We start from the raw sequence: 14,784 nt of genomic DNA, 5'->3' as shown, positions 1-14,784 counted from the left end.
GCAGGCGCGAAAAAGTGCGGCGGAACATTTGCGGAACCTTTTCCTTTCCCGCCGATGGCGCTAGGGTCTGCGCCATGACCCTACGGGATGACGATCAGGCAAGTCTGGCGGCAGTGCCGCTGTCGCAACGCGCGCTGATGGCTGCGCGGCCCGCCCCCTATCTGGACGACCTCAATCCAGCCCAGCGCGAGGCGGTGGAGGCACTGGATGGCCCCGTCCTGATGCTCGCAGGCGCGGGCACGGGCAAGACCAAGGCGCTCACCGCCCGCATCGTCCACCTCCTGCGGATGGGCAAGGCGCGCCCCAACGAGATCCTCGCCGTCACCTTCACCAACAAGGCCGCGCGCGAGATGAAGCTGCGCGTGGGGCGCATGCTGGGCGAAGTGGCGGAAGGCATGCCATGGATGGGCACCTTCCACTCCCTCTCGGTCAAGATCCTGCGCCGCCATGCCGAACTGGTGGGCCTCAAGTCGAACTTCACCATCCTCGACACCGACGACCAGATTCGCCTTCTGAAACAGTTGATCGTCGCCGCGAACATCGACGAAAAGCGCTGGCCCGCCCGCATGCTGGCCGGAATGATCGACGGCTGGAAGAACCGCGCCCTCACCCCCGACCGCGTGCCCTCGTCCGAGGCGTCGGGCTACGCCCATCGCGGCACCGAACTCTACGCCCAGTATCAGGACCGCCTCCGCACCCTGAACGCCTGCGACTTCGGCGATCTTCTCCTGCATTGCGTGGTGATCTTCCAATCCCACCCCGATGTTCTGGCCCAGTATCAGCGCTGGTTCCGCTACATCATGGTGGACGAATACCAGGACACCAACGTCTGCCAATACCTCTGGCTCCGCCTTCTGGCGCAGGCCCACCGCAACATCTGCTGCGTGGGCGATGACGACCAGTCGATCTATGGCTGGCGCGGGGCCGAGGTGGGCAACATCCTGCGCTTCGAAAAGGACTTCCCCGGTGCCCATGTGGTGCGGCTGGAACAGAACTACCGCTCCACCCCGCATATCCTTGCCGCGGCAAGCGGCGTCATCGCGGGCAATGCGGGCCGCCTTGGCAAGACGCTCTGGACCGACGTGCAAGAGGGCGAGAAGGTCCGCCTCATCGGCCATTGGGACGGCGAGGAAGAGGCCCGCTGGATAGGCGAAGAGATCGAGTCCCTGATGCGTGGCCGCCGCGGGATGGACCCCGTCGGTCTGGACGGTCAGGCCATCCTCGTCCGCGCCTCCCACCAGATGCGCGCCTTTGAGGACCGTTTCCTGACCATCGGCCTGCCCTATCGCGTCATCGGCGGCCCCCGCTTCTACGAAAGGCAGGAAATCCGCGACGCCATGGCCTATTTCCGGCTGGCCGTGTCGCCCGAGGACGACCTCGCCTTCGAACGCGTGGTCAACGTCCCGAAACGTGGCCTTGGCGACAAGGCACAGGCCGATATCCAGCGTAGCGCGCGGCAGGCGGGCGTTTCCTTGCATGAAGGCGCGCGCGAACTCGTCGCCCATGGCGGCATCGGCGGCAAGGGCGCGGGTCAACTCCGCGCCTTCGTCGAAGGAATCGACCGCTGGCACGCCCTGACCCTGCACGAAGGCGCCAGCCATATCGAACTGGCCGAGATGATCCTCGAAGAGTCCGGCTACACGGAGATGTGGCAGAACGACAAGACGCCCGAGGCGCCGGGTCGTCTGGAAAACCTCAAGGAACTCATCAAGGCGCTGGAACAGTTCGACAATCTTCAGGGCTTCCTCGAACACGTCGCCCTGATCATGGACAATGAAACCGAAGAGGCGGGCGAAAAGGTCTCCATCATGACCCTGCACGCCGCCAAGGGCCTCGAATTCCCCGTGGTCTTCCTGCCCGGCTGGGAGGACGGCCTCTTCCCCAGCCAGCGCAGCATGGATGAAAGCGGCCTCAAGGGGCTGGAGGAGGAACGCCGCCTCGCCTATGTCGGCATCACCCGCGCGGAGGAACTCTGCACCATCTCCTTCGCCTCCAACCGCCGCGTCTATGGCCAATGGCAAAGCCAGCTTCCCAGCCGCTTCATCGACGAACTTCCCGCTTCCCATGTCGAGGTCCTAACCCCGCCCGGCCTCTATGGCGGCGGCTTCGGCGCGGCGGCTCCCTATGCCGTCACCGCGATGGATGACCGCGTGTCCAAGGCCGATGTCTACAATTCCCCCGGCTGGAAACGGATGCAGGACCGCAGCCAGTCCCGCCCCATGGCCCAACCGCGCGAGGCGCGCGGCGTGGTCATCGACGCCACCGCCATCCCCGCCTTCTCCGAGGGCGACCGCGTCTTCCACCGCAAGTTCGGCTACGGCACCGTGATCGGGATCGAAGGCGACAAGCTTGAAATCGATTTCGCCAAGGCCGGGATCAAGAAGGTCGTCGCGGGCTTCGTCGTCGATGCCGATGACGCGGACGACGTTCCGTTCTGATCGCCATCCCCACGATTTTTCGCAGAAAAATCGCCCCCCAACCGCGCCCGGCACCCGCCCCAACCCCGATTTTTCGCAGAAAAATCGGGGTCTGCGGAAAGACGCATTTTTCCCTTGCACCCCGCCGCGCCCCGCTCTATCACCCGCCCCACGGAGTGCGGGCGTAGCTCAGGGGTAGAGCATAACCTTGCCAAGGTTAGGGTCGTGAGTTCGAATCTCATCGCCCGCTCCAATCAGCCTAAAGATCAAAGCGATGACCTCCCCAGCCGGGGCCATCCCGCATGGCCCCTGGGTCAGGCAGCCCGCGCGGTCGCCCCCGTCTCGTCAGATCCGCGCGGCCATCCCCCGGCTTGCCCCCGTCGCCATCGCCCCCGCAGGCATCCGGCGCGACGCCCCGGCCGTCAGGTTCACCACCCGCTCGCGCGCCTGCTGCAGCATGCGGCGCGGCACTGCCCCGATCAGCGGTGCCACCACCGGCACACCGGCCGAAATCTCCGGCGCGGGGATGCCCAGCATCCGATAGGACTCCCACTCCACCCCCTGCGCCCGGTCCAGCGCAAGCTGCAACTCCACCGGATCAGGACGGTTCTGCCGGTCCAGTACCGCGAGGAAATCCCCGCTGCCCGCATAGGCCAGCCGATACCGCGCCGCAGGCAGCGCGCTCAGGATCAGTTCCGCCGCCTCCGACAGGAAATCCACGTAATCCACCCGGTCCAGATTGGCATAGGCCCAGCCCGCATTCTGCAACCGCAGGCAGATCACCGACGTCCCCGGCAGCGCCGACCAGCCCAGAGACATCATCTCATTCTCTAGGAACAGGTAATCCACCACCCCATCCTCGGCATTCGGAAGAACCGCATCCTGAAAGCCAAAGCTGAACTCAGGCTCGTCGCGCAGATCGTCGATCTCGGCCTCAAGCGCGACATTGCGCTGACGCTCGGTCAGGATACGCTCCACCATGGTCAGGCGGGCCCGCAGTTCCAACTGGTCCAACGGCTTGTTCAGAAAGTCGCTCGCCCCGGTCGCCAGCGCCCCGCGCACGCGCTCGCGCTCTTTCACCGACGACACCATGATGACCGGCGTCGACCGATGCGCCGGGCTTGCCCGCAATGCGCCGCAGAGTTCCGCCCCCGTCATCCCCGGCATCTCAAGGTCAAGCAGGAACACATCCGCGCCGATCGCCCCCTGCGCCGCCATGCGCGCCACGACCAGCGGGTCCGAGAAGGTCTGCACATCCTTGTGGCCAAGCTCGCGCAGATATTCGGACATAACCGCAGTGAAGATCGGGTCGTCATCAACGCAGACAATACGCATTTGGCCTCCAATTGCCCGGTGCCGGTCCGGGTCATCCGATGCTTGTGAACGACCCGGAACACACACGTTTGAGGGGAAACCTACCCAAAAGAGAAAACTTCTTTCTTTCGCCACATTCCGCGCAGTTCCGCCACATTTCCCCCGCCTTGTGCCCAGCCCTTCCCCGCCGCAGAACGCCTGTCTCACGAAGTTGAGATTGCGAATTCTTCGCATTCCATTTGACTTTTGCGAATCGTTCTCACATCTTTCCGGTCAAGGCGGGCAGGCCGCGCTTCCCCGCCGCGCGTCAACGACCCATGACCTGAAAGACGACCGAAGCCACAACACCCGCAACAGACGAAAGCCGCTCCCGATGATCAACCGCCGCGCCTTCCTCGCCTGCCTTGCCGCCGCCCCCGGACTTGCCGCCGCCCCGGCTTTCGCCGCGACGCCCCGCATCGCAGCCACCACCGGAATGATCGCCGATATCGCCCGCCGCCTGACCGGCGCCCCTGCCGGGGCAGAGGTCACCGCCCTGATGGGCGCGGGGATGGACCCGCATGGCTACCGCCCCACCCGCACCGATATCCTCGCCCTCTCGCGGGCCGATGTGATCCTCTGGCACGGCCTCAATCTTGAGGCGCAGTTCACCGATGTCATGGCCGATCTTGCGCGCCAACGCACCGTTGCCGCCCTCGCCGATGCCCTGCCAGCCGACCGGCTGCTGGCCGATCCCGAATATGCCGACCGCCCCGATCCCCATGTCTGGTTCGACCCGACCCTCTGGTCGCTGGTCGCGCAAGAGGGTGCCCGCGTCCTGACCGCGGCCGGCTTCGACACAACCGCCGCGACCGAGGCCTATCTGACCGAGGCGAAGGAGATCGACGCCTATTCCCGCACCGTGCTGGACAGCGTTCCGGAACCTGCGCGCATCCTCGTCACCGCCCATGACGCCTTCTCTTACTTCGGCCGCGCCTATGGCTGGCAGGTCGAGGGAATTCAGGGCATCTCCACCGACAGCGAGGCAGGCCTTGCCCGCATCGCCGAACTTGTCGACCTGCTGGTCACGCGCGGCATCAAGGCGGTCTTCGTCGAAAGCTCCGTCTCCGACCGCACGATCCGCGCCCTGATCGAAGGCGCCGCCGCCCAAGGGCATGACGTGGCCATCGGCGGCGAACTCTTCTCCGACGCGATGGGGGCCGACGGCACCTATGAGGGAACGTGGCTCGGCATGATCGACCACAATGTCACCACCATCGCCCGCGCTCTGGGGGGCGATGCCCCGCCCCGCGGCATGTCAGGCAAACTGGCCGCCGGAACCTGAAACTCGGAACCTCAACACCATGTCCCCCGCCCCCGTCCCCCTGCCAGAAACCGCCCTGTCCCTGACCGGGGTCACCGTGGCCTATGGCGGCGCGCCGGTGGTGGAGGGGCTGACCGCCCGCTTCCCGGCAGGCAGCATGACCGCCGTCATCGGCCCAAACGGCGCGGGCAAGTCCACCCTGCTCAAGGCCGCGCTCGATCTCATCCCCCGCCAGTCGGGCGAGGTGCGCGCCTTCGGCCAGCCTCTGGCGCAGATGCGCGCCCGCATCGCCTATGTGCCCCAGCGCGCCGCGGTGGACTGGGACTTCCCCGCCCGCGTCATCGACGTTGTCCGCATGGGCCTCTACCGCCAGACCGGCCTCCTTGGCCGCCTGACCCCCGGCCTGAAATCCCGCGCCGCCGACTGCCTCGCCCGCCTTGGCATGCAGGCCTTCGCCGACCGCCAGATCGGCGCCCTCTCCGGCGGCCAGCAGCAGCGCGTCTTCCTTGCCCGCGCTCTGGCGCAAGGGGCCGACCTCATGATCCTCGACGAACCCTTCGCCGGTGTCGATGCCGCCACCGAAGCCGCGATCATCGATGTCCTCCACGCCCTGCGGGCCGAAGGACGCACCGTTATCGCCGTGCATCACGACCTCTCCACCGTGCCCGCCTATTTCGACCGTGTCCTCCTGATGAACCGCAGCCTCGTGGCCGAAGGGCCGACCGCCACCACCTTCCGCCGCCCCCTCGTGGCCGAGGCCTATGGCAGCCAACTCCTGACCGCGATCCCCGCCTGACCATGGAGCGGCCCCGCCGATCATGACCGATGCCTTCCTCAGCGCCCTGTTCCTGCAGGCAGGCTACAACGCCACGCTGGTTAGCATCGGCGCAGCCCTGCTCGGCCTTGCCGCCGGGTCTGTCGGGGCCTTCCTCACCCTGCGGCGCCGTGCACTCGCCTCCGACGCCATGGCCCATGCCACGCTGCCCGGCATCGGACTGGCCTTCCTCGTCATGGCGGCCCTAGGCGGCGACGGGCGCAACCTTGCGGGTCTCCTGCTCGGCGCGGGCCTCACCGCCGCGCTCGGCCTGTTCCTGCTGCAACGCCTGACCACCCGCACCCGCCTGCCCGAGGATGCCGCCATCGGCGCCGTCCTCTCCACCTTCTACGGCGCGGGCATCGTGCTGCTGACCGTGATCCAGAACCTGTCGTTCGGCCGTCCTGCGGGGTTGGAGGGCTTCCTCCTCGGCTCCACCGCCGGCATGCTCCTGTCCGACGCATTGCTCATCGCGGGCGGCGGGGCGGTGATCCTCCTCATCCTCGCCCTCCTGCGCCGCCCCCTCGCCATGACGGCCTTCGACCCCGACCACGCCCGCCAGATGGGCGTGAACACCCGCGCCACCGATACCGCCCTGCTGCTGCTGACCCTCGCCTGCGTGCTGCTCGGCCTGCGCGTCGTCGGCCTGATCCTGATCGTGGCGCTGCTCATCACCCCCGCCCTCACGGCGCGGCTCTGGTCCGACAGGATCGGCATCGTCGCCCTCCTCGCGGGCGGCATCGGGGCCGTGGCGGGCCATCTGGGCGCATCGCTCTCCCTCGCCCTGCCCGACCTGCCCACCGGCCCCTCCATCGTCCTCCTTGTCTTCGCGGCCTTCCTCGGCTCGCTCCTCCTCGCGCCGGGCAAGGGCCTGTTCTCCCGCCACCGCCGCACCGCACCGGATTCCGCATGATGGATGGCAGCGAATTCGTCCCCCTGACCCTGCCCCCCCTCGTCATCGCGACGCTGGCAGCACTTGCCTGCGCCGGGCCGGGCAACTTCCTCCTCCTCCGCCGCCAATCGCTCCTCGGCGATGCCATGGCGCATGTCGTCCTGCCGGGCATCGTCGCGGCCTTCCTTCTCACCGGCTCCGCCGCCCCCGGCGTGATGCTGGCTGGCGCGCTGACGGCGGCCGCCCTCTCCTCTCTCCTGATCGAAGCGATCCGCCGCGCCGCCCGCGCCGATGCCGGGGCCGCGATGGGTGCCACCTTCACCGCCATGTTCGCCTCCGGCGTCCTGCTTCTGGAAATCTCCGGCGCATCCGCCATGCATCTGGATGTGGAACATGCCCTCTACGGCAGTCTCGAGGGGCTGATCTGGATCGACGCCACCGGCTGGGCCTCGCTCACCGACCCGCAGGCGCTGGCCACATTGCCGCCCGAACTGCCCCTCCTCGCCCTCGTCGCCGCCGCGATCCTCGCGGCCCTCGCCCTCTTCTGGCGGCCCCTGACCATCGCCACCTTCGACGAAGGCTTCGCCGCCACCATGGGCATCCCGACCCGTGCCCTTTCCGCAGGGCTGACCGGCCTCACCGCCCTGGCCGCCGTCGCGGCCTTCTCCGCCGTGGGCTCCATCCTCACCATCGCCATGCTGGTCTGCCCCGCCGCCACAGCGCGCCTGCTGACCGACAGCCTGCCCCGCCAGATGCTCCTCTCCCTCGCCATCGCCGCCACCACCGCCATCCTCGGCACGCTGGCCGCGGGCTACCTGCCCCTCGCCATGGGCCTGCCCTTCGCCGTCTCCGCCGCCGGCAGCATCGCCACGCTCGCAGGCCTCTTCCTCGGCCTCGCCGCATGGATCGGACCCAGACGTCATAGGGTCGCGCCATCCCTCTGACAGCCTTCCCAATCCAGACCCCAGACCCTATAAGACCCCGTGATGATGGGAATGGAGAGTGCCATGCGTCAGGCCGAAATCCACCGCAAGACCAATGAAACCGAGGTCGCGGTCGTCCTAAACCTCGATGGCATCGGCCTTTACGACACGCATACCGGCGTGGGCTTCTTCGACCACATGCTCGATCAGCTCGCCCGCCACGCGATGATCGACCTTACGGTCAAGGCCGATGGCGACACCCATATCGACGACCACCACACGGTCGAGGATTGCGGCATCGCACTGGGGCAAGCCCTGACGCAGGCCTTGGGCGACAAGCGCGGCATCCGCCGCTATGGCCATTTCAACCTCGCCATGGACGATGCGCAGGTCGCCTGCGCGCTCGACCTCTCGGGGCGGCCTTTCCTCGTCTGGAACCTGCCCTTCCCCACGCAGAAGATCGGCCGCTTCGACACCGAACTCGTGCGCGAATTCTTTCAGGCGCTGGCCACCCATGGCGGCATCACCCTGCATGTCGACCTGATCCATGGCGTCAACAGCCACCACATCGCCGAAGCCGCCTTCAAGGCCGTGGCCCGCGCCCTGCGCATGGCGGTGGAGCACGACCCCCGGCTTGGCGACAGCCTGCCCTCCACCAAGGGCACCCTCTGACCTCCGGACCGCAGGGGCAAGATTTTCATCGAAAATCTTCCCCCTCCCCCGGAACGAAGAATTTTCAAATGAAAATTCTTCTCCCCCCGCCCGAAGAATTTTCGTAGGAAAATTCTTCGTCCCCAAGCGGAGCCTGACATGCCCCTGACCGTCCTCGTCGATTATGACAGCGGCAACCTCCATTCCGCCGAAAAGGCCTTCCAGCGCATGGCGGCCGAGGTTTCCGGCGGCGAGGTCCTCGTCACCTCCCACCCCGAGGATGTCGCCCGCGCCGATCGGATCGTCCTTCCCGGCGACGGGGCCTTCCCGGCCTGCCGCCGCGCGCTGGGCAGCTATGGCGGCCTGTTCGAGGCGATCTCGGAAGGCGTGGCACGGGGCAAGCCCTTCCTTGGCATCTGCGTCGGCATGCAGATGCTGGCCACATGGGGCCGCGAATACGAAGATACCAAAGGCTTCGACTGGATCGCGGGCGAGGTGGTGCGCATCACGCCCGCCGATCCCGCGCTCAAGGTCCCGCATATGGGCTGGAACGATCTGGTGATCGACCATCCCCATCCCGTGCTGGAGGGCATCGCCACGGGCGACCACGCCTATTTCGTGCACAGCTACCAGTTCCGCGTGGCCGATCCCGCCCAGCGTCTGGCCCATGTGGACTATGGCGGCGACATCACCGCCATCGTCGGGCGCGACACCATCATCGGCACCCAGTTCCACCCGGAAAAGTCGCAGGCCATGGGCCTGCGCCTGATCGGCAACTTCCTGCGATGGAAACCTTAACCGCGCAGCAGCGCCAGCGCCGCCGCGTGTACCTCCCGGTTCGCGGCGGCCAGCACCCGCCCGCCCTCGTGGCAAGGGCGTCCCTCCCAATCGGTCACCACGCCTCCCGCCGCCTCGATCACCGCGATGGGGGCCTGCACGTCATAGGCCTGCAAGCCCGCCTCGATCACCAGATCCACCATCCCCGCCGCGATCAAGGCATAGCCATAGCAATCCGTGCCATAGCGCGTCAGCCGCACCTGCGGGACCACGCGCCGGAAGGCCGCGCCCTCCTCCGCCGTGCCCACCTCGGGAAAGGTCGAAAACAGGATCGCCTCCGACAAAGGCCGCGCCCCCCGGCAGCGCAGCACCGCCCGCCCGGACGGCCCGTTCACCTCGGCCCGGCCAAGACCTCCCTCGAACCGCTCGCGGATATAGGGCTGATCGATGATGCCGTAGATCGGCCCCGCCTCGTCGCGTACCGAAATCAGAACACCCCATGTCGGCGTCCCCGACAGGTAGCCCCGCGTCCCGTCGATCGGGTCCAGCACCCAGGTCAGCCCGCTGGTCCCCGCCTCGGCCCCGAATTCCTCGCCCAAAATCCCGTCCTGCGGCCGCCGCCGCTTCAGGATGGCGCGCATCCGCTCTTCCGACAGGCGGTCCGCCACCGTCACCGGATCGAACCGCTCCGACTCCTTGGTATCCGCCGTCAGGTCCGCCCGCCGGAAATGCAGCAGCGTCGCCTCCCGCGCGGCATCCGCCAGTTCCGCCGCCGTGGCGACGATCTCCGCCGCATCCCGCTCCGATACCCGCATGATCCGCCCCCTGAAATGCCAATCCCCCCGCGCTAGCCGCACGGGGGGGCAGGGTCAAGCCATCCGGCACCCTCACGCGCCGGGAAATCCTTGCTCAGGCCGCGTCGCTCAGGACGCGCGCCAGATCGAACAGCCGCCGCCGCTGCGCCTCGGGGATCGAATAGTAGGACCGCACCAGTTCCAGCGCCTCCTTGTCGGCCATGAAGTCACCTTCTGCCGCCTCGACGCTCTCCCGCGCATCGTCCAGCCCCTCGAAGAAGAAGCCGATCGTCACTCCCAGCGCATCCGCGATATCCCACAGGCGCGAGGCCGAGACCCGGTTCATCCCCGTCTCGTATTTCTGAATCTGTTGAAACTTGATCCCCACCTTGTCGGCCAGTTGTTGTTGGGTCATGCCCACCATCCAACGGCGGTGGCGGATACGCTTGCCGACATGGGCGTCAACAGGATGCTTCATCTTCTACTCCTCGGGCGTCGTTCCCTCACTTATGTAAGCAATTTAGGTGCCAAAATCAGGAAGTTTCAAAATATCCACAGAAATCACAGGATTTATCCAAAAACCTATCTTTTAGGACAGGGTCCGTTATACAGTTGGAGAACAGGCTTGGGACCAAAGTCGCCCCTTACCTTATGCGACAGCCCGGATCGGCGGATTCCCGCTATAGGTGTTTTTCATTCTGCATTTCATTTTGCAACGCATTTCGCAACATTTTCGCATAATGCAACGATGTTTCCTCTGGAATACGCCCTGACCGACGGCTAATTGCCATGGAAACACGCTCTGGATGAACGGCACCCACATGCGCGCCTGGTTGATCGACAGTCTCACCCACCCCGCCGCGCTCCGCGACCTGCCCGATCCCGTCCCCGAACCGGGTCAGGCTCTCGTCGCGATTCATGCCTGTGGCCTCAACTTCGCCGACCTGCTCATGGCCAAGGGGCAGTATCAGGAAAAACCACCGCTCCCCTTCATCCCCGGCCTTGAACTCGCCGGCACCGTCCTCGCGCTCGGTCCCGGCACCGAAGGTCCCGCCCCCGGCACCCGCGTGGCGGTCTATGCGGGCCGGGGCGGCCTCGCCGAAAAGGGTTGCTTCCCCTTGCCCTCCCTCCTCCCCATCCCCGACACCATGTCCATGGCAGAGGCGGCGGGCTTCCAGATCGCCTATGGCACCTCCCATCTCGCCCTCGCCCACAAGGCGCGCCTGCAACCGGGCGAAACGCTCCTTGTCCTTGGCGCTGCGGGCGGGGTCGGCCTCACGGCGGTGGAGGTTGGCCGCCAGATGGGCGCCCGCGTCATCGCCTGCGCCCGCGGGGCCGAGAAATGCGCCATCGCCCGCGCCGCAGGCGCGCATGAGGTGATCGACAGCGACACCCCCGATCTGAAATCGGCGATCAAGGCGCTCGGCGGAGCGGATGTCGTCTACGATCCCGTCGGCGGCCCCGCCTTCGACGCGGCCCTCCGCGCCACACGCCCCGATGGCCGCATCCTCGCCATAGGCTTCGCCTCCGGCACCGTCCCGCAGATCCCCGCCAACCTCCTGCTCGTCAAGAACATCACCGTCGCGGGCTTCTGGTGGGGCGGCTATCTCGCCTTCGCCCCGCATCTCCTGCGCGACAGCCTCGCCACCCTCCTCGATTGGTATGCCGCGGGCCGCCTGACCCCCCACATCTCCCACCGCCTGCCATTCGAAAGCCTGCACGAGGGGCTGGACCTCCTGCGCAACCGCACCGCCACCGGCAAGGTCGTGATCGAGGTTCAGCAACAATAGGCGTTGCGCAATTCCTGCAGCAGCAACTCCGCCGCTTCGCCCCGCAGCGTCGGCGCCGCATAAAGGCATATGACCTGCGACCCAAGGTCGGGCAGCGCCCCCTTGGCGTCGATGGGCGCCATCCCTTGCGGCATCGCATTGGTCAGCCGCGCCGAAACCGCCAGATCGGCGGCCACCGTCGCCTCGATCGCCTGCTCGCTCTCGCCATCCACCGCCATCTCCCACGGGATGCCCGCCGCATCCAGCGCCGCCACCGCCTTGCGCCGGAAGATGCAGGTATCCTTGAACCCGATCCGCAGGGGCCGCTTCTGCCAGACCAGCCCCTCCTCCGCCCCCACCCAGACCAGCGGCCGCACCCCCATCCGCTCCGCCTCCGCGCCGGGGGTTTCCTCCGTGGTCAGGACCACGTCCAACTCCCCCCGCTGGAACCCCTCCTTCAACAGGATGGTGAAGGATGACACCAGATTGACCCGCACCCGCGGAAACTGCCCCGCCAGCCGCTTCAATATCCCCGGAATAGCTGGATAGACGATGTCATGCGGCACACCCAGCCGGATCTCCCCCTCGAACGAGGCCGAGGTCAGCCGCGCCAGCGCCTCGTCATTCAACGCCAGCATCCGCCGCGCAAAGCCCAGAAGCTGCTCCCCCTCCGGCGTCAGCGTCAGCTTCCGCGCAGCCCGCGCGAAAAGCCCAAGGTCCAACGCCTCCTCCAGCCGCTTCAACTGCATCGACACCGCCGATTGCGTCAGGTTCAGCAGACCCGCCGCCCGCGTCACCCCACCCGAATCCACCACCGCCACGAAAGACCGCAAGGCCACCAGATCCAGCGTCCGCGCCATCATCAATCCTCCTGATGCATCACCGCACAATCATTTATTTCCTATATTTCACGAAACGCGGCATCCTTCAACCATGCTGATGCATCCGACGCACTCCATCACCATGGAAAATGGAAAGGCCAATCCCATGCCCAACACCGCCGCCCTCTGCTGCCCTGAACCGCGGCGCCGTCAGGCGCTCCTGCCCCGCCTCTTCGCGCTCCTCTCCCTGCGACGGCAAAGGGGGCGCCTCCGCGACCTGCCGCCCCACATGCTGCGCGACATCGGCCTTTCACCCGAAGAGGCACGGGCAGAGGCCGACCGCCCGATCTGGGACGTCCCGCCCCATTGGCGCGGCTGAAGGCAAGGGGCGGATTTGCCTGCGGAAAAGCGACATTTTCTCCGCATCGTTTCCGCATCCTCCTCCTTGAAAAGAGGGACGCGGCTCCCGATATTGGCCCCATCCGGCCTGTGGGATGCCAACCCGCAGCCGCGCGCTCAACATCGGAGGCTTCACATGGCTGAATATCAGACGATCCGTTCGGTCGGCGCAGGCGCCCGGGCCGCGCAGATCGACGCCGGGCTTCGCGCCCACATGAACAAGGTCTACGGGCTGATGTCCGTGGCGATGCTGCTCACGGGCGGCGTGGCATGGGCTGTCGGCACCTCGGACCTGCTCAACTTCCTGCGCACGCCGGAAGGCGGCATGACGATCCTCGGCTGGGCCGTGATGTTCGCGCCCCTTCTGATGGTCTTCGCCTTCGGTGCGATGATCAACCGCCTGTCGCAGGCAGCGGCGCAACTCTTCTTCTACACCTTCGCCGCCGTGATGGGCCTGTCCATCGCCTGGATCTTCAAGGCCTTCACCGGCATCTCCATCGCGCAGACCTTCCTCGTGACCGCGATCGCCTTCGCGGGCCTCTCGCTCTGGGGCTACGCCACGAAGAAGGACCTGTCGGGGATGGGCACCTTCCTGATGATGGGGCTGATCGGCCTCATCGTCGCCTCGATCGTGAACCTCTTCCTCGGATCGGGCGCGCTGGCCTTCGCGATCTCGGTGATCGGTCTGCTGATCTTCGCGGGCCTCACGGCCTTCGACACGCAGAACATCAAGAACACCTACATCCAGCACGCGCAGTACGGCGATGAGGAATGGCTCGGCAAGTCCGCCATCATGGGCGCGCTCAGCCTCTACATGAACTTCATCAACATCTTCATGTTCCTGCTGCAATTCCTCGGCAACCGCGAATAAGGCGCGCTGCAGAGCGAACTTAACGGAAAGGGCCGGTCGCAGGACCGGCCCTTTTCCATTGCGGCCACCCACCCGCGGCCTGCCTCAGGGCGCGATCTGCCGCATCATCCGCACCGCCGGAAAGGCGATGCCCGGTGCCAACCCGATCTCCACCTCATGCAGCACGCGGAACCCCAGCGACTGGTAGAAGGGCACCGCCGTCCGCGTCGACAGGCAATCCAGCCAGCGCAGCCCGTGCCGCAGCGCATCGACGAAGACCTCGCTCATCAGCGCCCGCCCCACGCCCGCGCGCAGCCTGTCGGGGTCCACCGCCACATGCCGCACATGGCCGATCTCCGCCCCCGGCACATCCTCCGCCCGCTCGCCCGCAAGGCCCCCGCCCTCTGGCGCGGCCCCGCTCCACCCGCCTGCCCCGATCAGGCGTCCCTCCTCATCCTCGGCCACGAAATAGCGCCCGGATTGCAAAAGCTCCGGCCGCGCCCGCGCGATGATGGGCAGGCACAGGACAAGGGTAGAGGGCGGGTAATCCGCCTTCAGAAGGCGCGGATAGCTGCGTTGCAACAGCCGGTCCACCGCCGGAAGGTCGGCCAGTCGCGCGCGGCGAAGGGTGATGGTGTGATCCATCCGCGGGACCTAGCGCCACCTCCGCGCATTGCAATAGTCGCGCAGCACAACCGCAGGAAGAAATGCAAAAGGCCGCCCGGAGGGGGCGGCCCAGCAAGGAACGGATGGCAAGACCTTACTTGATCTTGCCTTCCTTGTATTCCACATGCTCGCGCTTCACGGGGTCGTACTTCTTCACGACCATCTTCTCGGTCATGGTGCGGGCATTCTTCTTGGTCACGTAGAAATGCCCAGTCCCCGCCGTCGAGTTCAGACGGATCTTGATCGTCGTCGGCTTCGCCATAGTCGTCTCTCCTGCAACGGGGAAACGCCTGCGCCCCCGCGAAATCTCTTGAAGCCCGCCTTTTACTTGGGCGACCGGCAGAGTCAACAGCCATTCCGCCCCGCCCGCCATCAAATTGCGCGCCTTGCGGCG

General features: G+C 66.6%; 16 protein-coding genes and 1 tRNA gene. 11 read left to right on the top strand and 6 right to left on the bottom strand.

Annotated elements, in window-relative coordinates:
- The first annotated feature begins 74 nt into the window (after positions 1–74).
- Positions 75–2,438: an ATP-dependent helicase gene (locus TabM4_RS05290; RefSeq protein ID WP_434619464.1), complete on the top strand. Its 2,364-nt coding sequence runs from the start codon at positions 75–77 to the stop codon at positions 2,436–2,438.
- Between the two features lie 157 nt (positions 2,439–2,595).
- Positions 2,596–2,670 (top strand) — tRNA-Gly (locus TabM4_RS05285).
- Positions 2,671–2,762: 92 nt separating this feature from the next.
- Here TabM4_RS05285 and TabM4_RS05280 read toward each other — a convergent pair.
- Positions 2,763–3,752 carry a response regulator gene (locus TabM4_RS05280; RefSeq protein ID WP_434619461.1) on the bottom strand — a complete coding sequence of 330 codons (990 nt, stop codon included), beginning with the start codon at positions 3,750–3,752 and terminating at the stop codon, positions 2,763–2,765.
- Positions 3,753–4,104: 352 nt separating this feature from the next.
- On the opposite strand from TabM4_RS05280, the gene TabM4_RS05275 reads away from it, so the two are divergent.
- The 6 genes from TabM4_RS05275 to hisH all read left to right on the top strand — a co-directional run bounded on the left by TabM4_RS05275 (position 4,105) and on the right by hisH (position 9,112).
- The gene (locus tag TabM4_RS05275; protein ID WP_434619458.1) at positions 4,105–5,055 is read left to right on the top strand and encodes a metal ABC transporter solute-binding protein, Zn/Mn family; all 951 of its coding nucleotides are present in this window, start codon (positions 4,105–4,107) and stop codon (positions 5,053–5,055) included.
- Between the two features lie 19 nt (positions 5,056–5,074).
- Positions 5,075–5,830: a metal ABC transporter ATP-binding protein gene (locus tag TabM4_RS05270; RefSeq protein WP_434619455.1), complete on the top strand. Its 756-nt coding sequence runs from the start codon at positions 5,075–5,077 to the stop codon at positions 5,828–5,830.
- Positions 5,831–5,852: 22 nt separating this feature from the next.
- The gene (locus TabM4_RS05265) at positions 5,853–6,761 is read left to right on the top strand and encodes a metal ABC transporter permease (protein WP_434619452.1); all 909 of its coding nucleotides are present in this window, start codon (positions 5,853–5,855) and stop codon (positions 6,759–6,761) included.
- The gene (locus TabM4_RS05260) at positions 6,761–7,684 is read left to right on the top strand and encodes a metal ABC transporter permease (RefSeq protein ID WP_434621929.1); all 924 of its coding nucleotides are present in this window, start codon (positions 6,761–6,763) and stop codon (positions 7,682–7,684) included. The genes TabM4_RS05265 and TabM4_RS05260 overlap by 1 nt, the downstream gene beginning before the upstream one ends.
- Positions 7,685–7,747: 63 nt before the next feature.
- Positions 7,748–8,335 carry an imidazoleglycerol-phosphate dehydratase HisB gene (gene hisB, locus TabM4_RS05255; RefSeq protein WP_434619449.1) on the top strand — a complete coding sequence of 196 codons (588 nt, stop codon included), beginning with the start codon at positions 7,748–7,750 and terminating at the stop codon, positions 8,333–8,335.
- Positions 8,336–8,473: 138 nt separating this feature from the next.
- Positions 8,474–9,112 carry an imidazole glycerol phosphate synthase subunit HisH gene (gene hisH / locus TabM4_RS05250; RefSeq protein ID WP_434619446.1) on the top strand — a complete coding sequence of 213 codons (639 nt, stop codon included), beginning with the start codon at positions 8,474–8,476 and terminating at the stop codon, positions 9,110–9,112.
- Here hisH and TabM4_RS05245 read toward each other — a convergent pair.
- Positions 9,109–9,906 (bottom strand): inositol monophosphatase family protein, encoded by a 798-nt coding sequence (locus tag TabM4_RS05245; RefSeq protein WP_434619443.1) that lies wholly within the window; start codon positions 9,904–9,906, stop codon positions 9,109–9,111. The two genes, hisH and TabM4_RS05245, sit on opposite strands and share 4 nt — an antisense overlap.
- Positions 9,907–10,000: 94 nt before the next feature.
- A complete protein-coding gene (locus TabM4_RS05240) occupies positions 10,001–10,363 on the bottom strand; it encodes a helix-turn-helix domain-containing protein (RefSeq protein ID WP_434619440.1) in 363 nt (120 codons plus the stop codon).
- 343 nt (positions 10,364–10,706) lie between these two features.
- Between TabM4_RS05240 and TabM4_RS05235 the strand changes: the two genes are divergently transcribed.
- Positions 10,707–11,675 (top strand): NADPH:quinone oxidoreductase family protein, encoded by a 969-nt coding sequence (locus tag TabM4_RS05235; RefSeq protein WP_434621927.1) that lies wholly within the window; start codon positions 10,707–10,709, stop codon positions 11,673–11,675.
- On the opposite strand, the gene TabM4_RS05230 is transcribed toward TabM4_RS05235, so the two are convergent.
- Positions 11,663–12,517 carry a LysR family transcriptional regulator gene (locus TabM4_RS05230; protein ID WP_434619437.1) on the bottom strand — a complete coding sequence of 285 codons (855 nt, stop codon included), beginning with the start codon at positions 12,515–12,517 and terminating at the stop codon, positions 11,663–11,665. The genes TabM4_RS05235 and TabM4_RS05230 overlap by 13 nt on opposite strands.
- Positions 12,518–12,587: 70 nt before the next feature.
- Here TabM4_RS05230 and TabM4_RS05225 point away from each other — a divergent pair, with 70 nt between their 5' ends.
- The gene (locus TabM4_RS05225; protein WP_434619434.1) at positions 12,588–12,854 is read left to right on the top strand and encodes a DUF1127 domain-containing protein; all 267 of its coding nucleotides are present in this window, start codon (positions 12,588–12,590) and stop codon (positions 12,852–12,854) included.
- A 156-nt stretch (positions 12,855–13,010) separates the two neighbouring features.
- Positions 13,011–13,745: a Bax inhibitor-1/YccA family protein gene (locus TabM4_RS05220; protein ID WP_434619431.1), complete on the top strand. Its 735-nt coding sequence runs from the start codon at positions 13,011–13,013 to the stop codon at positions 13,743–13,745.
- Positions 13,746–13,829: 84 nt separating this feature from the next.
- On the opposite strand, the gene TabM4_RS05215 is transcribed toward TabM4_RS05220, so the two are convergent.
- Both TabM4_RS05215 and rpmG read right to left on the bottom strand, forming a co-directional pair.
- A complete protein-coding gene (locus tag TabM4_RS05215) occupies positions 13,830–14,369 on the bottom strand; it encodes a GNAT family N-acetyltransferase (protein ID WP_434619428.1) in 540 nt (179 codons plus the stop codon).
- Positions 14,370–14,484: 115 nt separating this feature from the next.
- Complete coding sequence (gene rpmG, locus TabM4_RS05210) at positions 14,485–14,652, bottom strand: 50S ribosomal protein L33 (RefSeq protein ID WP_023666545.1); 168 nt, start codon at positions 14,650–14,652, stop codon at positions 14,485–14,487.
- Positions 14,653–14,784: the final 132 nt, after the last annotated feature.

The sequence above is a fragment of the Tabrizicola sp. M-4 genome (assembly GCF_051132405.1).
In the GTDB taxonomy this organism is placed as follows: Bacteria; Pseudomonadota; Alphaproteobacteria; order Rhodobacterales; family Rhodobacteraceae; genus Paragemmobacter.
The sequence above is the reverse complement of the archived record's forward strand: the minus strand, read 5'-3'. Positions and strand labels throughout refer to the sequence as shown.